Consider the following 18,683-nt stretch of genomic DNA (forward strand, 5'->3'; position numbering starts at 1 on the left):
AATGCGCCATCATCACTCAACCCGCAGCGCTGTCCATGCGCACCGCGCCACGGCGGTTCTGGCCGAAGGCGATAACACAGTTACGACCGGCGCCCTTGGCGTTGTACAGGGCCTGGTCGGCGGACTTGAGCACCTCTTCCGGGGAGCGATGCTCCACCAGGCGTTCGGCCACACCAATGCTGACCGTCACCGACACACTGGAGGCTCCGGCGCCCGCTCGGCGCTGGCGGCCTTGGTGATCGTCCTGGGGCCGGCTGTCCTGGTTGCGCAACTGGATGTTGTAGCTGGCAATCGACTCACGGATCACCTCCAGGTGCGGCATGCATTCTTCCAGGGTCTTGCCGGCGAATACCAGAGCGAACTCCTCACCGCCATAGCGGTAGGCGCGCCCGCCGCCACTGATTTTCGACAGCTTGCTGGCCACCAGGCGCAGCACCTGGTCGCCGACATCGTGGCCGTGGGTGTCGTTGAATTTCTTGAAGTGGTCGACGTCACTCATCGCCAGCACATAGTTGCGACCCAGACGCTGCATGCGCTCGTTCAAGGCACGGCGCCCCGGCAGGCCAGTCAGCTCATCGCGGAACGCCATCTGGTACGCCTCATGGGCCACCGCGGCGGCGATCATCAACATCACCTGGCTGCACATGATGTTCAGGGTGAACGGCAGGATGAAAGTCTTGGGCAGCATCCAGAACAGCCCGAGCAAGCCCACCAGTTGCGCCGCGTGCAAGGGCCGTGGATTGCGCCAGTACTGCACCGCCAGCAACAGGAACGCTGCCAGGAACACGGGGTAGGACAGCTGGATCAGGCTCATCCAGGCGCCATGCAGCGCCGGCCAGCGGATTTCCGCCAGCCAGTTCAACAGCGCCTGTGGGTAACTTTGCTCAAAGCCCAGGGCCACGCTGCCAAACGCCAGCAGCACGGCAAACCGCGCCACCATGTCCTGGAACAGGTGGGTTCGTTCCTGCCAGGCGGCAAACAGCCCGAACAGCAGCGGCAGCAACAGGCACACCAAGTGAAAGACCACCGCAGCGTCCTCACGGACCTTGCCGTTGTCGCGGTAGTAGTCGGTCTGAGTATCGAGCAGAAAGTAGGCGATGTACACCGTGACCATCAGGAACAGCTCGCGCTGGCGCCGATAGACCGCGCAATAGGCGCCGCCGAGCAGCAGCACCAAGGTCGGCAGGACGTTGAACAGCGAGGTGAAGAAGACGTTGAGATCCTTGACGTAGGCAGCCGCGAGCCCCGCAAGCAACAGCAGCAAAGACGGTAAAAAGTGACTGAAACGTACAGCAGAAGAACGCGGCAAGGGTAAAGCTCCGACGCGGCTAATCAGTAGATGGCATTGTGCCTGCATTGCATGCAGTTAAGCACAATCAATGTGACAGACATCACATTGCCATCTCTTTAACGGCAGGCAAGACATTCTTCTTAGCGTTTTAGTCAGGAATTTTATTGGCAGATCGCCAGGCATAAAAAAGCCGCTTTCCCCGAAGGAAAAGCGGCCTTTGCATCGACGCCGGTAAGGCTTAGTAGCCCAGGCCGAAGTCTTCTTCTTTCATGTCCATCAGGTTGTTGGCGCCCGACAGCATGGTGGCCACGTGAGTGCGAGTACGCGGCAGGATGCGCTGGAAGTAGAAGCGCGCAGTCTGCAGCTTGGCGGTGTAGAACGCCTCTTCGCTGGTGCCGGCAGCCAGTTTCTCGGCAGCCAGGCGCGCCATGTCGGCCCAGAAGTAAGCCAGGCAGGCGTAACCGGAGTACATCAGGTAGTCCACCGAGGCGGCGCCCACTTCTTCACGGTCTTTCATCGCTGCCATACCGACCTTCATGGTCAGCTCGCCCCACTCTTTGTTCAGCGCAGCCAATGGTGCGACGAACTCTTTGACAGCTTCGTTGCCTTCGTTGGTCTGGCAGAACTTGTGGACGATCTTGGTGAAGCCCTTCAGCGCTTCGCCTTGAGTCATCAGCACTTTACGGCCCAGCAGGTCGAGGGCCTGGATGCCGGTGGTGCCTTCGTACAGCATGGAAATACGGCTGTCGCGAACGTTCTGCTCCATGCCCCACTCGGCGATGAAGCCGTGACCGCCATAGATCTGTACGCCGTGGTTGGCGGACTCGAAGCCGACTTCAGTCATGAAGGCTTTGGCGATGGGCGTCATGAACGCCAGCAGCGCGTCGGCTTTCTTCTTCTCTTCTTCGTCCACACCGTATTTGACGATATCGACCTGTTTGGCGGTGAAGTAGACCATCGCCCGGTTGCCTTCGGCGAACGCCTTCATGGTCAACAGCATACGGCGTACGTCAGGGTGCACGATGATCGGGTCAGCGGCCTTGTCCGGCGCTTTCGGGCCAGTCAGGGAGCGCATTTGCAGGCGATCGCGAGCGTATTTCAGGCCGCCCTGGAAACCGATCTCGGCATGGGCCAAGCCTTGCAGGGCGGTGCCCAGGCGCGCGGTGTTCATAAAGGTGAACATGCAGTTCAGGCCTTTGTTCGCCGGGCCGATCAGGAAACCGGTGGCCGCGTCGAAGTTCATCACGCAGGTGGCGTTACCGTGGATGCCCATCTTGTGTTCAAGGGAACCACAGCTCACGGCGTTGCGCGCACCAATCGAACCGTCGGCGTTCGGCAGGAACTTGGGAACGATAAACAGCGAGATGCCTTTGGTGCCCGCAGGGGCATCCGGCAGGCGGGCCAGGACGATATGGACGATGTTGTCGGCCATGTCGTGTTCACCGGCCGAGATGAAAATCTTGGTGCCGGAGACTTTGTAGGAACCGTCGGCCTGAGGTTCGGCCTTGGTGCGCAGCATGCCCAGGTCGGTGCCGCAGTGCGGTTCGGTCAGGCACATGGTGCCGGTCCATTCGCCGGAGACCAGCTTGGTCAGGTAAGCGTCTTGCTGCTCGGGCGTACCGTGCTCGGAGATGGTGTTCATCGCACCATGGGACAGGCCTGGGTACATGCCCCACGACCAGTTGGACTCGCCAACCATTTCACTCACGGCCAGACCCAGGGACTCCGGCAGGCCTTGGCCACCGTGCTCTACGTCATGCGCCAGACTTGGCCAGCCGCCTTCGACAAATTGTTTGTAGGCTTCTTTGAAGCCAGTCGGGGTTTTAACGCCGGACTCGCTCCAGGTGCAGCCTTCAATGTCACCCACGCGGTTCAGCGGAGCCAGCACCTGCTCACAAAACTTGGCGCCTTCTTCGAGAATGGCGTCAACCATGTCCGGAGTTGCGTCTGCGCACGCCGGAAGGCTCTGATAGTGCGCTTCGTAGCCGAGCAGTTCGTCACGAACGAAGCGAATATCACGCAAGGGGGCCTTGTAGTCAGGCATAGCGATAAACCTCTGCTGATGTAACCGGGAATGAACAACCGCGTGGATTTATTATGGCGGTCAAACAGTTGTTTGAAACATACGTTTACGCCTAATTCTTGTCAAGCACCGCGCAACCGCCATTCGTCATCACGCCGCTGAACGCCGCGCAGGCAAAGGCCCGCGGCGAATGCCACGAAAAATGTCAGGCCACGAATGAAGTAGCGACGCTGGCAGGCAGCGCTTGAGAAACAGGAAGGGAGAAGCGGCGCAGTCTGGCCCGCCCCTTCTGAAGGAGCAGGCCGGCGCGGGAATCAGGCGTAGGTATCGATCAACGTACCGAGCATTTCATCGCTGGCCTTGGCGATTTTCACACCCAGTTCGGCCTGCACCTTGCCCATGGACATCTCGACCATGCTCGATTCCAGATCCGACTGCTGGCTGCGGTCCACTGAACGCAAGCGATCAACCTGGACGTCGGAAGACTGGCTGGTGACGGAGCGCTCGATGGTGGTATTGGCAATCTGGCTGGCGGCCTGATCGACACGGTTCTGCCCGGTCTGAATGCTGCTCAGACCCGCGTAGAAAGCGGTATTCCCTGAAATTTCCATGGGAGGACTCGACCTGATTAAGGATGAACGACGCTCATTGAAGCAGACCCGTCAAAAAAACACCCGTCAAAAACACTAATGGCAATCTGCCTTGTCATAGGCAAAATCTAGTCCAGCAGGTCCAACTGCAAGTGTTCGGCCACCGCCTGGGCGCTGAGAGGCTTGAGCTTGGGCACTCGACCCAGGCACGGGGCCGGCAGGCGTTCAGCCAGGGTGGCGAGGTTTTCCTCCAGGCGGGAGGTCTTGGGATCGATGATATTGGCCACCCAGCCGGCCAGCTGCAGCCCGTCCCGGGCGATGGCTTCGGCGGTCAGCAGCGCATGACTGATGCAACCCAGCCGCACCCCCACCACCAGGATCACCGGCAGGTCCAGGGCCATGGCCAGGTCCGACAGATTGTCCTGGTCAGCCAGGGGCACACGCCAGCCGCCCGCGCCTTCGATCAGGGTAAAATCGGCGCCCCGGGCCAGGATCTGGCGCATGGGCAGCAGCAACGATTGCACCGTCAAGGCCACCCCCGCCTCGCGCGCCGCCAGATGGGGGGCGATGGCCGGTTCGAACGCCACCGGATTGACCTCGGCATAGTCCAGGGCCAGGGAGCACTCCGCCATCAGCGCCAGGGCGTCCGAATTGCGCAGGCCCTTGGCCGTCACTTCACAGCCGGACGCCACCGGCTTGCCGGCCGCCGTACTCAACCCCGCCAGACGCGCAGCATGCAGCAGCCCGGCGGCGATGGTGGTCTTGCCGACATCAGTATCGGTTCCGGTGATGAAATAGGCAGGGCTCATTGCGGCTTCTCCAACACGGCGTACACCGCCTGATAGGTCGCGGGCAGACCCTGAGGCTGACGAAAGCCCTCATAAGCGTCGATCAGGCCCATGATCCGGGCGCGTCCGGTCAAGCCGCCGGGGCGTCCGGGGTTCAGATTATGCGCGCCCAGGGCTTTCAACTCATGGGTCAGGCTGCGCACATCCGGATAATGCAGCACATGGGGCCGGGATTGCAGGCTCAAAATTCGCAGGCCACTGGCCGCGCACAGCTGTTGATAAGTGCCGAGCTCGCGGAACCGATTGACGTGCACCATGCCATCGACCTGCCGCCAGCTGTCACGCAGCTCCTGCAAGGTCCCGACACACAGACTGGCAAACGCCAGCACACCACCGGGGCGCAGCACCCGGTGCGCCTCTCGCAGTACCGAGGCGAAATCCGCACACCACTGCACCGCCAGGCTGGAGAACAGCAGATCGCAGCTGTCTGAACGCAACGGCAGGCGTTCGGCATCCCCGGCAATAAAATACTGCGCGCCCCCCAGGGGCCGTGCGTGATCGAGCATGCCTTCGGCGATATCCAGCGCCAGCCCCTGGGCCCCAGGGAAACGCTCGGCCAGGGCCCGAGTGAAATACCCGGTACCGCAGCCTATATCCAGCCAGCGGGCGAACGACCGCTCAGGCGGCAGGCGCCGCAGCAGCTCATGACCCACCGCCCGTTGCAGATCGGCGACGCTGTCGTAACTGGCTGCGGCACGGGAAAAGGACGCCGCGACCTGGCGCTTGTCCGGCAAGCCGCCGGGTAATGGAGGAAGGGACAGATCAGTCATCACCGGACTCATGCAAAAAGGCCTGGATCGCCCCCGCCACACCGTGGGGGTCTTCCAGAAGAAACGCGTGGCTGGCCTGTTCAATCAGGCCAATCTCGACATCGGGCAATAACGCCAGCAACTCGCTCGCAGCTTCTGCCGGCACCAGCGCGTCGAGCCCGGCAAACAGATGCAACTGCGGGCCACGAAACGCCTGTAACGCGTCCCGTGTATCCAGCTGCGCCAGCAACTCCAGCCCGGCCATCAACACCGCCGGCGGGGTATTCGGCGCACCACCCAGCAGCAGGCGCGACAGGCCGCGCGGGTCCTCGGCGCCCTGGGCACAGAGCAGGCCGAAACGCTTGAGGGTCAGTCGCGAGTCGGCGTTGCAGCCGGCCAGAAAGGCATCGAAGGTTTCCCCGGCCATGGCGCTCGTCCACTCGCCATGGGCCACAAAGCTCGGGTTGCTGGCCAAGGTCAGCAACCCGCAACAGCGATCGCCACGGCGCGCCGCCAGCTCACTGGCCAGCATCCCGCCCAGCGACCAGCCGCCGAGCCAGGCGTTGTCCGGCAAATCCGCGTCGAGTTCATCGAGCCAGTCCCCGAGGTCGCTGGACTCCAGCTCCGGCAAAGGCTCGATCTCGACCTTCAGGTGCTGGTCCAGGCCCTGCAACGCCGCCGCCAGCGGCTCCAGCGGGGAAATGCCCAGGCCCCAACCCGGCAGCAGAATCAGTCGATCACGCATGGCTTGGCTCCGGTCCCAGTTCGCTAAAACAATCAGCCAGTGCGTTTAACAATAGCTGGACCTGGGCTTCGCTGTGGGCTGCGGACAAGGTCACACGCAAGCGCGCACTGCCCGCAGGCACGGTTGGCGGGCGGATGGCCGTGACCATCAGGCCGCGTTCGCGGAGCATCTGCGACAGGCGAATGGCGCGCCCGCTGTCGCCAATCATGATCGGCTGGATCGGGGTAAAACTGTCCATCAACGCCAGGCCGATCTGCTCGGCGCCACGGCGGAACTGGCGGATCAGGCCATTGAGGTGCTCGCGCCGCCAATGCTCGCTGCGCAGCAGTTCCAGGCTTTTCAAGGTCGCGCAGGCCAGCGCCGGGGGTTGGCTGGTGGTGTAGATGTAGGGCCGGGCAAACTGGATCAGGCTTTCGATCAACTCTTCGCTGCCGGCGACAAAGGCCCCGGCCGTACCGAACGCCTTGCCCAGGGTGCCGACCAGCACCGGCACGTCGTCCTGGCTCAGGCCGAAGTGCTCGACAATCCCGCCGCCATTGGCCCCCAGCGGGCCGAAACCATGGGCGTCATCGACCATCAGCCAGGCGCCCTTGGCCCGGGTTTCACGGGCCAGCGCCGGCAGGTCGGCCAGGTCGCCGTCCATGCTAAACACGCCGTCGGTGACCACCAGGGTATTGCCGGTGGCTTTTTCCAGGCGCTTGGCCAGGCTGACCGCATCGTTGTGCAGATACCGATTGAAACGCGCCCCGGACAACAGGCCGGCATCCAGCAGGGACGCGTGGTTGAGACGGTCTTCCAGCACCGTGTCGCCCTGCCCCACCAGGGCCGTGACCGCCCCCAGGTTGGCCATGTAGCCGGTGGTGAATAACAGCGCTCGCGGGCGTCCGGTCAGGTCGGCCAGGGCTTCTTCCAGTGCGTGGTGCGGGCCGCTGTGGCCGATCACCAGGTGCGAGGCGCCACCGCCCACGCCCCAACGCGAAGCGCCGGCGCGCCAGGCTTCGATGACTTGCGGGTGGTTGGCCAGGCCCAGGTAGTCGTTGTTGCAGAACGCCAGCAACGGCTGGCCATCGACCACCACTTCAGGCCCCTGGGGGCTTTCCAGCAGGGGGCGTTGGCGATAGAGGTTTTCGGCACGGCGGGCAGCGAGGCGCGCGGCGAGATCAAAAGACATGCAGGCCTCGGTGATCAAAAGAGTGGCTGGAGCCGCTGCCCCGGGCTGCGACAGGTGAGCGGGACCTCGACGCATGCAAGGTCCTCACGCCCCGGTCCAAGGCCGCGGCTACAGACTGGGGGCAGTCAGAGCGCGGCGTTGTAGAACTGCTCGCTGCTCTTTTGCTCCACCAGCGCCTGCTCGATTGCCGCCTGGTGCACTTCATCGGCGTGCTCTTCACGGGCTTCGGGCAGGATCCCCAGGCGCGAGAACAGTTGCATGTCCTTGTCGGCCTGCGGGTTGGCGGTGGTCAGCAACTTGTCGCCATAGAAAATCGAGTTGGCGCCGGCGAAAAACGCCAGGGCCTGCATCTGCTCGTTCATCGCTTCACGTCCCGCAGACAAGCGCACGTGGGATTGCGGCATCAGGATGCGGGCCACGGCGAGCATGCGGATAAAGTCGAACGGGTCGATGTCCTCGGCGTTTTCCAGCGGCGTGCCGGCGACTTTCACCAGCATGTTGATCGGCACCGACTCCGGGTGCTCGGGCAGGTTGGCCAGTTGGATCAGCAGGTTGGCGCGGTCATCGAGGGACTCGCCCATGCCGAGGATGCCACCGGAGCAGATCTTCATCCCCGAATCACGCACGTAGGCCAGGGTTTGCAGGCGCTCGCTGTAGGTGCGGGTGGTGATGATGCTGCCGTAGAACTCCGGCGAGGTGTCGAGGTTGTGGTTGTAGTAGTCCAGGCCAGCCTTGGCCAGGGCTTCGGTCTGCTCCTGATCGAGGCGCCCCAGGGTCATGCAGGTCTCCAGCCCCATGGCCTTGACGCCCTGCACCATCTGCAGCACGTAGGGCATGTCTTTGGCCGAGGGGTGCTTCCAGGCCGCGCCCATGCAGAATCGGGTCGAACCAATGGCCTTGGCGCGAGCGGCCTCTTCAAGGACCTTCTGCACTTCCATCAGCTTTTCTTTTTCCAGCCCGGTGTTGTAGTGGCCGGACTGCGGACAATATTTGCAATCTTCCGGGCAGGCCCCGGTTTTGATCGACAGCAAGGTCGACACCTGGACCCGGTTGGCATCGAAATGCGCGCGGTGCACGGTCTGCGCCTGGAACAACAAGTCGTTGAACGGCTGAACGAACAGGGCTTTGACTTCAGCCAAAGACCAGTCATGACGCAAGGTGGCGGTGGTGCTGGCGCTCATGGGCGATTCCTTGATTATGCTTGGGGCAGACGACGGGGTAATCGGATACCCACAGCCGCGACACGGATGTTCGGCATATTTAAGGAAGCGCCATGCACTGTCAACCAGAATACGAAGGACCGGTTTACATCTGGTTAAATAACAACCAAACCTGTTTGCTCTGCGATGAACCCTGCGATAACCCGCAGCCCATTTGCGTCGAGTGCGAAGCCGAGCTGCCCTGGTTAGGCCCGCAATGCCGGATCTGCGCCCTGCCCTTGCCCCAGGCGGGCCTGACCTGCGGCGAGTGTCTGAGGCGGGTGCCGGCGTTTTCCCAGGTGGTAGCGCCCTGGAGCTACGGCTTCCCGGTCGACAGTTTGATCACCCGCTTCAAGCACGGGGCAAAGTGGCCGTTTGGCCGCCTGCTCGGCGAACTTCTCAGCCAATCCCTGCATCATCGTTTCAATGACGGCCTCCCGCGTCCGGAGCTGCTGTTACCGGTGCCCCTGGCCAGCCGGCGCCTGCGCGAACGCGGTTTCAACCAGGCGGCGCTGCTTGCCCAATGGCTGGGCCAGGGCCTGGGGATTGCCGTGGATGAAGGCATGCTGCTGCGGATGCAGGACACCCCGGCGCAGCAAGGCCTGGACGCCTACGCCCGGCGGCGCAACTTGCGTCGGGCCTTCAGCCTGGCGGACAAGACCCGGGTTGGCGGCCGTCACCTGGCCCTGGTGGATGACGTGCTCACCACCGGCGCCACTGCCGAAACCCTGGCCAGACTGCTGCTGGATGCCGGTGCGCACCGGGTCGACGTGTATTGCCTGGCCCGCACACCCAAACCCGGGGAGCCGGCCTGACTTGACTCTCGCCCCTCAAGCCGCACACTCAGCCTCCACCTCCAGCGTTCACAGTGCCCTGCCATGTCCTTGCCCACGTTGTTGACCCAGCACATCGTCCGCCGCCCGCAACGCATCGCCCTGTTGCAGCACATCGCCGAGCAAGGCTCGATCACCCGCGCGGCCAAAAGCGCCGGGCTCAGCTACAAGGCGGCCTGGGACGCCATCGATGAGTTGAATAACCTGGCACAAAAGCCCCTGGTGGAACGCAGCGTCGGCGGCAAGGGCGGGGGTGGCGCCAAGCTCTCGGCTGAAGGTGAACGGGTGTTGCGCCTGTACCTGCGCCTGCAAGCCTTGCAGGCCCAGGTGTTGGAAGCCGCCGAGGACGCCAGCGACCTCGACCTGCTGGGCCGCCTGATGCTGCGCACCAGCGCGCGCAACCAGCTGCACGGCAAGGTGGTGGCGATCGAGGGGCTCGGTCGCAATGACCTGATCAGCCTGGAACTGGCCCCAGGCCTGGTGATCCAGGCGCAGATCACCCACGACAGCACCCAGCGCCTGGAACTGCTGCCCGACACCGAAGTGGTGGCGCTGATCAAGGCCGGCTGGCTGGAGCTGCAAGCACTCGGCCAGCCCATTACCGCCGGGCACAACGGCCTGACCGGCAGCATCGAGCAGATCCTCGACGCCGAAGACGGCCCCTGGGAGGTTCGGATCAGCCTGCCCAACGGCCCGACCCTGTGCGCCCTGGTCGAGTCCTCGCAACTCAAGGCCCAAGGCCTCGCGGTGAACCAACCGGTCCAGGTTCAGTTTTCCCCCTCCAACGTCCTCCTCGGCACCCCGCTGTAGCCACTGCCGCCAGGCTGCGCTGGCCCTTGAAAACAACGCATTTCAACCGCAATGCCCCGGCGCCCGGACCGGCCAGCGCAGCCTGGCGGCAGTGGCTACGGGCGGGACATATGGCTGCAACATTTTTGTCATCAGGGCTGATTAAGGTGTCTGCAAAAATCGCAGGAAGCCTGACATGAGCCTATTAGAAGAAGACCAACCCACGGACCTGGAGCAAATCGTCGGCCTCAGCCGCCGTGGTTTCATCGGCGCCGGTGCGCTGTGCGGCGCGGCAGTGTTCCTGGGGGGCAGCCTGCTGAGCCGCAGTGCGCTGGCCGCCAGCATCAACGCCGGTTTCAGCCCGCTGCTGGGTTTTACCGGCATCGCCGCGGCCACCGCTGACAGCCTCAGCCTGCCACCGGGCTACACGGCGTCGGTGCTGATCAGCTGGGGTCAGCCGCTGCACAACAACGGCCCGGCCTTCGACCCCACAGGCAACGGCAGCGCCCAGGCCCAGGAGCTGCAATTCGGCGACAACAACGACGGCATGAGCCTGTTCGCCTTCCCCGGCGACGATCAGCGCGCGCTGATGGCGATCAACAACGAATACACCAACTACCGCTACCTCTATGCCCACGGCGGCATGCCGCAATCGGCCGAAGAAGTGCGCAAGGCCCAGGCCAGCGAAGGCGTGTCGGTGATCGAAGTGCAACGCAAGAACGGCCAATGGCAGTTCGTCCAGAGCTCGCGCTACAACCGACGCATCCACGGCAACACGCCGATCCGCCTGAGCGGTCCCGCCGCCGGTCATGCGCTGTTGAAGACCGCCGCCGATGCCCAGGGCAAGCACGTGCTCGGCACCTTCCAGAACTGTGCCAACGGCAAAACCCCGTGGGGCACCTACCTGACCTGTGAAGAGAACTTCACTGACTGCTTTGGCAGCAGCAACGCCGAACAGACGTTCGATGCCGCACAAAAACGCTACGGCGCGGTGGCCGCCAGCAAAGAGATCAACTGGCACCCCCACGATCCGCGCTTCGACCTGGCGCACAACCCCAATGAACTCAACCGCCATGGCTGGGTCGTGGAAATCGACCCGTTCGATCCGCAGTCGACCCCGGTCAAACGCACCGCCCTGGGCCGTTTCAAGCACGAGAACGCGGCCCTGGCCGAAACCGCTGATGGCCGCGCCGTGGTCTACATGGGCGACGACGAACGCGGCGAGTTCATCTACAAATTCATCAGCCGCGACAAGATCGACCACCGCAACCCCAAGGCCAACCGCGACCTGCTGGACCACGGCACGCTGTACGTGGCGCGCTTCGATGGCGGCGACAGCAATCCCGACCTTCCCAAGGGCCAGGGCCAATGGATCGAGCTGAGCCACGGCAAGAACGGGCTCGATGCCGCCAGCGGCTTTGCCGACCAGGGCCAGGTGCTGATCCATGCCCGCCTGGCCGCCAGCGTGGTCAAAGCCACGCGCATGGACCGGCCGGAATGGATAGTGGTCAGCCCCAAGGATGGCCAGGTCTATTGCACCCTGACCAACAACGTCAAACGCGGCGAAGACGGCCAGCCGGTGGGCGGCCCCAACCCGCGGGAGAAAAACGTCTATGGGCAGATCCTGCGCTGGCGCACCGACCGCGATGACCATGGCGCCATGAGCTTTGCCTGGGACTTGTTCGTGGTCGCCGGCAACCCTTCGGTGCACGGGGGGCAAGCCAAGGGCGGCTCATCGAACATCACCCCACAGAACATGTTCAACAGCCCCGACGGCCTGGGGTTCGACCAGGCCGGGCGCCTGTGGATCCTGACCGATGGCGATGTCAGCAACAGCGGCGACTTCGCCGGCATGGGCAACAATCAGATGCTCTGCGCGGACCCGGCCAGCGGCGAGATCCGCCGGTTCATGGTCGGCCCGGTAGGCTGCGAAGTCACCGGCATCAGCTTCTCACCCGACCAGAAAACCCTGTTTGTCGGGATCCAGCACCCGGGCGAAAACGGCGGCTCGACGTTCCCCGAGCACCTGCCCAACGGCAAGCCGCGTTCTTCGGTCATGGCCATCCGCCGTGAAGACGGCGGGATCGTCGGCACCTGACCCGCTCAGGCCGGGATGTCATCCACCGAGACATCCCGACCAAGCCTAAAGCCGCCACCTATCCGGGCCGGTGTGCGCTACCATGCGTGGCCTTACGCGGCAGCCTGCTGCGCGCAGGAGTGAGCATGTCGCACCCGTTTGAAACACTGACCCCGGATCTGGTCCTCGACGCCGTAGAAAGCATCGGTTTTCTCAGCGACGCCCGCGTTTTGGCGCTCAACAGCTATGAAAATCGCGTGTACCAGGTCGGCATCGAAGACGGCGAACCACTGATCGCCAAGTTCTACCGTCCCCAGCGCTGGACCAACGAAGCCATCCTCGAAGAACACCGCTTCACCTTCGAACTCGCCGAGTGCGACGTACCGGTAGTGGCGCCGATGATCCACAACGGCGCCAGCCTGTTCGAGCACGCGGGCTTTCGCTTTACCCTGTTCCCGCGCCGTGGCGGCCGGGCACCGGAGCCGGGCAACCTCGACCAGCTCTATCGACTGGGCCAGTTGCTCGGCCGTTTGCACGCGGTCGGCGCCACCAAGCCGTTCGAGCACCGTGAGGCGCTGGGGGTGAAAAACTTCGGCCACGACTCCCTGGCCACCCTGCTTGAAGGCAATTTCATACCCAAGGGCCTGCTGCCCGCCTACGAGTCAGTGGCGCGGGATCTGCTCAAGCGCGTGGAAGAGGTGTACAAGGCCACGCCGCACACCAACATCCGCATGCACGGCGATTGCCACCCCGGCAACATGATGTGCCGTGACGAGATGTTCCATATCGTCGACCTCGACGACTGCCGCATGGGGCCGGCCGTGCAAGACCTGTGGATGATGCTCGCGGGTGATCGTCAGGAATGTCTCGGGCAGTTGTCGGAATTGATGGATGGCTACAGCGAATTCCACGATTTCGACCCACGGGAACTGGCCCTGATCGAAGCCCTGCGCGCCCTGCGTCTGATGCACTACAGCGCCTGGCTCGCACGGCGCTGGGACGATCCGGCATTCCCCCACAGCTTTCCGTGGTTCGGCACCGAACGCTATTGGGGCGACCAGGTCCTGGCCCTGCGCGAGCAGCTGTCGGCACTCAATGAAGAGCCGCTGAAACTGTTCTGAGCCGCCGTTGCACGCCCGGCCCTGGCCCAGGGCCGGGACTGCTCGTCGCCGCTGCCGCAGGCTCGGGCCGCGTTCGGACGCAGTCCTTCACGAACACCGCCCATGCACCTGGCCCCCAGCGCACGACTGTTAACAAAGTCTCACGACAGTTTCAGACAAATCTCCTTACAATCGTCGCTTTGTTAGCTGCCTAAGCAAGGATTCTGCATGCAAGCCGCCAACCCGCGTCACGGGTACATTCTGGGCCTGAGTGCCTACATCATCTGGGGCCTGTTCCCCCTCTACTTCAAAGCCATTGCCAGCGTGCCCGCGGTTGAAATCATCATTCACCGGGTCCTGTGGTCGGCGTTGTTCGGCGCTTTGTTGCTGATGGTCTGGAAACACCCCGGCTGGTGGCGCGAGCTGCGGGAGAATCCTAAACGCCTGGCGATCCTGGCCTTGAGCGGCACCTTGATCGCCGCCAACTGGCTGACGTACGTCTGGTCGGTGAACAACGGCCGGATGCTGGAGGCCAGCCTGGGCTACTACATCAACCCCCTGGTGAATGTGCTGCTGGGCATGTTGATTCTTGGCGAGCGTCTGCGACGTCTGCAGTGGCTGGCCGTGGTGCTGGCGGCGGTGGGTGTGGCGCAACAGGTGTGGCAGGTGGGCAGCCTGCCCTGGGTGTCGCTGGTGCTGGCGCTGACCTTCGGTTTCTACGGGCTGATCCGTAAGCAGGCACCGGTCAAGGCATTGCCCGGGCTGGTGGTGGAAACCTGGATGCTGGTGCCGATTGCGGTGGCCTGGCTGCTGTTCAACCCGACGGCGAGCAGCGCCCAGCTCGAGTTCTGGGGCAGCTCCGAAGCCTGGTGGCTGGTGGCCGCAGGCCCGGTCACCCTGGTGCCGCTGGTGTGTTTCAACGCGGCTGCGCGGCATTTGCCTTACACCACCCTGGGCTTCTTGCAGTACCTGGCACCGACCCTGGTGCTGTTGCAGGCGGTGCTGCTGTTTGATGAACACCTGTCCTCCAGCACGCTGGTGGCGTTCATGTTCATCTGGGCGGGCCTGGCGGTGTACAGCGTGGATGCCTGGTTGAGTTTGCGGCGCCGCAGCTGATCAAAAAACGAACAACAGCTTGCAGGTCACGGCTCACGTGGCCTGCAAGCATCCTTCCCAAGGTTATCCACAGCATGATCCCCGGCGTTTGTGCACAAGCCCTTGAAAACTGATGATTTTTTGATCAAACCCTGGAGAGCCCCGGCCCCTTTGGGCTGGAGACCTGTCTCTACAGGTTATCCACAGGCGCATGCACCTTAAACTTGGATAACCGGCAGTGCCGGGCTCAGGTCTCGCTGCGCAGCACCAATTCGACCATCAGGTCATCGGCCAGGGTTTCCAGGCGCGCCTGCAGCACATCCAGGGACAAGGTCAGGGGCACCGCAAGGACTGCCTCGGCATGAAACAACGGCTCGCTGCTCATAGGCGCGGGGCGCACTTCAGTCACCAACCGTTCCAGGTTGACCCCCTGCTCGCTGAGCAGCCGGGTGATGTCGCGCACGATACCCGGCCGGTCGTTGCCCACCAACTCCATGGCGATCGGCTTCCAGGTGCAGGACTGCTCGATACCACTTTCAGCGATCAGCACGCGAATCCCGTGGCTCGACAAGCCCTGGAGTGCGTCCACCAGTTCGTCATAAGCTTCGGCCGGCACCCCGACGCGCAGGATCCCGGCGAACTGCCCCGCCATACGCGACATGCGGCTCTCCAGCCAGTTACCCCCGTGCTCGGCAATGCACTGGGCAATGCGCTCGACCTGTCCGGGCTTGTCCGGGGCGAATACGGTGAGTACGAGATGGTCCATGGCGCAGTCCTCTGATCATGACTTTTGTTATAGAAGCGCAAGTATAGGCAAGCCTCGCCGGCCCACCTGCGGCCAGTGAATCCCGCGACAGACCGCTCGGAAGGGGCACTGGCAGCCGAGGGCCAGGCGCAAAGACACAAATCGTGTACAACTATTTGAATTTATATGGAACAATCCGTGCGCTTTTTGAGAACATGACCGCCACTTGCGTGACCAAAGGAGCAACTTTAGTCGCGGAACGACGTATTTAGTCTAATTTTCACAAGCGCAATTGATCATGTAGTATGCCGCAGCGCGCACTACATAACGTTGGACCGATGTCTGCCAAGGCCCAGTCGCAACCCTCAAAAGCCCCGTCAGCAAGGCTCCGCCGTTGATTGGAAGCAGCCAGCCGCCCGCGATGGCATGTACTGGTAGAGGGGTTTGTGGTTTAAATGCCAGGGCTTCATTGTCAATTTGAAGAGCTGAAAAGCGAAATAGCTGAGCAGAGTGAGGCAAGCAATGACTGAACACGTTCAAGTGGGTGGCCTGCAGGTCGCCAAAGTCCTGTTCGACTTCGTGAACAACGAAGCCATTCCCGGTACCGGCCTCACCGCCGATTCGTTCTGGGCCGGCGCCGACAAGGTCATCCATGACCTGGCCCCGAAAAACCAAGCCCTACTCGCCAAACGCGACGATTTCCAAGCGCGTATCGATGCCTGGCACCAATCCCGTGCCGGTCAATCCCACGACGCTGTGGCCTACAAGGCCTTCCTGCAAGACATCGGTTACCTGCTGCCAGAAGCAGCGGACTTCCAGGCCACGACGCAAAACGTCGATGACGAGATCGCCCGCATGGCCGGTCCGCAGCTGGTGGTTCCGGTCATGAACGCCCGCTTCGCCCTCAACGCTTCCAACGCCCGCTGGGGCTCGTTGTACGACGCGCTGTACGGCACCGACGCCATCAGCGAAGCCGACGGCGCGGAAAAGGGCAAAGGCTACAACAAGGTTCGTGGCGACAAGGTCATCGCCTTCGCCCGCGCCTTCCTCGATGAATCAGCACCGCTGAGCGCGGGTTCCCATGTCGACGCCACGAGCTACAAGATCGTTGGCGGCAAGCTGGTGGTCGGCCTCAAGGGCGGCAGCAACAGTGGCCTGCGCGATGATGCCCAGTTGATCGGCTACCACGGCGACGCTGCGGCACCGACCGCGATCCTGCTCAAACACAACGGCCTGCACTTCGAAATCCAGATCGACGCCACCAGTCCCGTCGGCCAGACCGACGCCGCCGGCGTCAAAGACGTGCTGATGGAAGCCGCACTGACCACCATCATGGACTGCGAAGACTCGGTAGCTGCCGTCGACGCCGACGATAAGGTGGTGATCTACCGCAACTGGCTCGGCCTGATGAAAGGCGACCTGGCGGAAGAAGTGGCCAAGGGCGGCAAGTCCTTCACCCGCACCATGAACGCCGACCGCGAGTACACCGCCGTCGACGGCTCGACCCTGAAGCTGCACGGTCGCTCCCTGCTGTTCGTACGCAACGTGGGTCACTTGATGACCATCGACGCGATCCTCGACAAGCACGGCAACGAAGTGCCGGAAGGCATCCTCGACGGCCTGCTCACCAGCCTGGCGGCGGTGCACAACCTGAACGGCAACACCTCGCGCAGCAACAGCCGCACCGGCTCGGTCTACATCGTCAAACCGAAGATGCACGGTCCGGAAGAAGCGGCGTTCACCAACGAGCTGTTCGGCCGCATCGAAGACGTGCTGGCGTTGCCACGCAACACCCTGAAAGTCGGGATCATGGACGAGGAGCGCCGCACCACGGTCAACCTCAAGGCCTGCATCCAGGCGGCCAGCGAGCGCGTGGTGTTCATCAACACCGGCTTCCTCGACCGTACCGGCGACGAAATCCACACCTCCATGGAAGCCGGCGCCGTGGTGCGCAAGGCTGAGATGAAGGCCGCAAAATGGATCGGCGCCTACGAAAACTGGAACGTCGATATCGGCCTGAGCACCGGCCTGCAAGGTCGCGCGCAGATCGGCAAAGGCATGTGGGCCATGCCCGACCTGATGGCCGCGATGCTCGAACAGAAAATCGCCCACCCGCTGGCCGGCGCCAACACCGCCTGGGTTCCATCGCCCACCGCGGCGGCGCTGCATGCCCTGCACTACCACAAGGTCGACGTATTCGCCCGCCAGGCCGAGCTGGCCAAGCGCCCTCGCGCTTCGGTGGACGACATACTGACCATCCCCCTGGCCAGCAACACCAACTGGTCGGAGCAGGAAATCCGCAACGAACTTGACAACAACGCCCAGGGCATCCTCGGTTACGTGGTGCGCTGGATCGACCAGGGCGTGGGCTGCTCCAAAGTGCCGGACATCAACGACGTAGGCCTGATGGAAGACCGCGCGACCCTGCGCATTTCCAGCCAGCACATCGCCAACTGGCTGCGCCACGGCGTTGTCACCGAGGCCCAGGTGCTGGAAAGCCTCAAGCGCATGGCTCCGGTGGTTGACCGGCAGAACGCCGGCGACGCGCTGTACCGTCCTCTGGCGCCAGACTTCGACAGCAACATCGCCTTCCAGGCGGCGGTCGAACTGGTGATCGAAGGCACCAAGCAGCCAAACGGCTATACCGAGCCGGTGCTGCACCGTCGTCGTCGCGAGTTCAAGGCCAAGAACGGCCTGTAACAATGCGGCGCTAGCCCAATGAAAAAGCCCCGATCACTGATCGGGGCTTTTTTTTGCAACATGGGTGACGGCGTCTAGGGCCTGTACGAAAACTCGCCGAGCAAAGATCAGGCAAGACAAAAACAGACGAGGAACGGCCGGGGTCGCGTTCGACTGTAGGGACCTACATGAGCATTCCGATCGGACTCGCGCCCGAGCCTGTTTTTCAACGCAGCATGATCGAAGCGCAGGTAGTTTTCGTACAGAGCCTAGGGGACCACGCCCAGTTCGTGCTTGACCAGGCTCAGCAGCTTGTCGGTGTCGATGGGTTTGAGCAGGAAGTCGACCACGCTCAAATGCATGGCCGCAATGGCGTCGCGCACGTCGGCGTCGCCGGAAATGATGATGATCGGCAACGCCGCCCGTTCCGATTCGCGCACCTGGCGGATCAGCTCCAGGCCATTGCAAGGCGCCATGCGCAGGTCGGTGATCAGCAGTCCGATGGATTTATTCGAGTTCAACAGCTCCAGTGCCGCTTTGCCGCTGGCAGCGGTTACGCAACGGATGCCATCCAGTCCGAGGATTTCCGAAAGCAACTCGCGCGCATCTTTGTCGTCATCGGCAATCAATACACGCTGTGGCGGCAGGTCGGGCTCCAGCATGACTGCGCTTAGCGCCTCGCGCTCGGCGTCACTCAAAATATCGTGGTCGGACATAGGTTTCCTACATGTTCAAGTCAATCCCCTAGC

At 62.9% G+C, this 18,683-nt stretch carries 16 protein-coding genes; 6 read left to right on the forward strand and 10 right to left on the reverse strand.

What is annotated here, in order from left to right:
- Positions 1–16 precede the first annotated feature (16 nt).
- The 8 genes from AC19YX_RS13470 to bioB all read right to left on the reverse strand — a co-directional run bounded on the left by AC19YX_RS13470 (position 17) and on the right by bioB (position 8,598).
- Positions 17–1,309 (reverse strand): GGDEF domain-containing protein, encoded by a 1,293-nt coding sequence (locus AC19YX_RS13470; RefSeq protein ID WP_043228644.1) that lies wholly within the window; start codon positions 1,307–1,309, stop codon positions 17–19.
- A 220-nt stretch (positions 1,310–1,529) separates the two neighbouring features.
- Positions 1,530–3,335: a phenylacyl-CoA dehydrogenase gene (locus AC19YX_RS13475; protein ID WP_020295417.1), complete on the reverse strand. Its 1,806-nt coding sequence runs from the start codon at positions 3,333–3,335 to the stop codon at positions 1,530–1,532.
- Positions 3,336–3,628: 293 nt separating this feature from the next.
- Positions 3,629–3,925, reverse strand: a complete 297-nt coding sequence (locus tag AC19YX_RS13480) for a hypothetical protein (protein WP_020295416.1) — start codon at positions 3,923–3,925, stop codon at positions 3,629–3,631.
- A gap of 107 nt (positions 3,926–4,032) precedes the next feature.
- The gene (gene bioD / locus AC19YX_RS13485; protein WP_078472831.1) at positions 4,033–4,713 is read right to left on the reverse strand and encodes a dethiobiotin synthase; all 681 of its coding nucleotides are present in this window, start codon (positions 4,711–4,713) and stop codon (positions 4,033–4,035) included.
- Positions 4,710–5,522, reverse strand: coding sequence for a malonyl-ACP O-methyltransferase BioC (gene bioC / locus AC19YX_RS13490; RefSeq protein ID WP_500606443.1), 813 nt, complete (start codon positions 5,520–5,522; stop codon positions 4,710–4,712). Before bioC ends, bioD begins: the two co-directional genes overlap by 4 nt.
- Positions 5,515–6,246, reverse strand: coding sequence for an alpha/beta fold hydrolase (locus AC19YX_RS13495; protein ID WP_078472829.1), 732 nt, complete (start codon positions 6,244–6,246; stop codon positions 5,515–5,517). The genes bioC and AC19YX_RS13495 overlap by 8 nt, the downstream gene beginning before the upstream one ends.
- Positions 6,239–7,417 (reverse strand): 8-amino-7-oxononanoate synthase, encoded by a 1,179-nt coding sequence (bioF, locus tag AC19YX_RS13500; RefSeq protein ID WP_078472828.1) that lies wholly within the window; start codon positions 7,415–7,417, stop codon positions 6,239–6,241. Before bioF ends, AC19YX_RS13495 begins: the two co-directional genes overlap by 8 nt.
- A gap of 125 nt (positions 7,418–7,542) precedes the next feature.
- Positions 7,543–8,598, reverse strand: coding sequence for a biotin synthase BioB (gene bioB / locus AC19YX_RS13505; RefSeq protein WP_078472827.1), 1,056 nt, complete (start codon positions 8,596–8,598; stop codon positions 7,543–7,545).
- A gap of 92 nt (positions 8,599–8,690) precedes the next feature.
- Here bioB and AC19YX_RS13510 point away from each other — a divergent pair, with 92 nt between their 5' ends.
- From AC19YX_RS13510 to rarD, 5 genes are all read left to right on the forward strand, one after another.
- Positions 8,691–9,431, forward strand: a complete 741-nt coding sequence (locus AC19YX_RS13510) for a ComFC family protein (RefSeq protein WP_500606444.1) — start codon at positions 8,691–8,693, stop codon at positions 9,429–9,431.
- A gap of 63 nt (positions 9,432–9,494) precedes the next feature.
- Entirely contained in the window at positions 9,495–10,259 is a 765-nt protein-coding gene (locus tag AC19YX_RS13515; protein WP_078472825.1) for a TOBE domain-containing protein, read from the forward strand.
- A 175-nt stretch (positions 10,260–10,434) separates the two neighbouring features.
- Positions 10,435–12,336, forward strand: coding sequence for a PhoX family protein (locus tag AC19YX_RS13520; RefSeq protein WP_500606445.1), 1,902 nt, complete (start codon positions 10,435–10,437; stop codon positions 12,334–12,336).
- A gap of 125 nt (positions 12,337–12,461) precedes the next feature.
- Entirely contained in the window at positions 12,462–13,436 is a 975-nt protein-coding gene (locus AC19YX_RS13525; RefSeq protein WP_500606446.1) for a serine/threonine protein kinase, read from the forward strand.
- A gap of 207 nt (positions 13,437–13,643) precedes the next feature.
- The gene (rarD, locus tag AC19YX_RS13530) at positions 13,644–14,531 is read left to right on the forward strand and encodes an EamA family transporter RarD (protein WP_201128316.1); all 888 of its coding nucleotides are present in this window, start codon (positions 13,644–13,646) and stop codon (positions 14,529–14,531) included.
- A gap of 226 nt (positions 14,532–14,757) precedes the next feature.
- Here rarD and AC19YX_RS13535 read toward each other — a convergent pair whose 3' ends face one another.
- On the reverse strand, positions 14,758–15,276 hold the full coding sequence (locus AC19YX_RS13535) for a glycine cleavage system transcriptional repressor (RefSeq protein WP_078472821.1): 519 nt from the start codon (positions 15,274–15,276) through the stop codon (positions 14,758–14,760).
- 501 nt (positions 15,277–15,777) lie between these two features.
- On the opposite strand from AC19YX_RS13535, the gene AC19YX_RS13540 reads away from it, so the two are divergent.
- Positions 15,778–17,955, forward strand: a complete 2,178-nt coding sequence (locus AC19YX_RS13540) for a malate synthase G (protein WP_201128317.1) — start codon at positions 15,778–15,780, stop codon at positions 17,953–17,955.
- Between the two features lie 248 nt (positions 17,956–18,203).
- Here the strand turns inward: AC19YX_RS13540 and AC19YX_RS13545 are convergent, their stop codons facing one another.
- Entirely contained in the window at positions 18,204–18,650 is a 447-nt protein-coding gene (locus AC19YX_RS13545; protein WP_201128318.1) for a response regulator, read from the reverse strand.
- Positions 18,651–18,683: the final 33 nt, after the last annotated feature.

It is taken from the genome of Pseudomonas sp. MF09150, assembly GCF_059862355.1.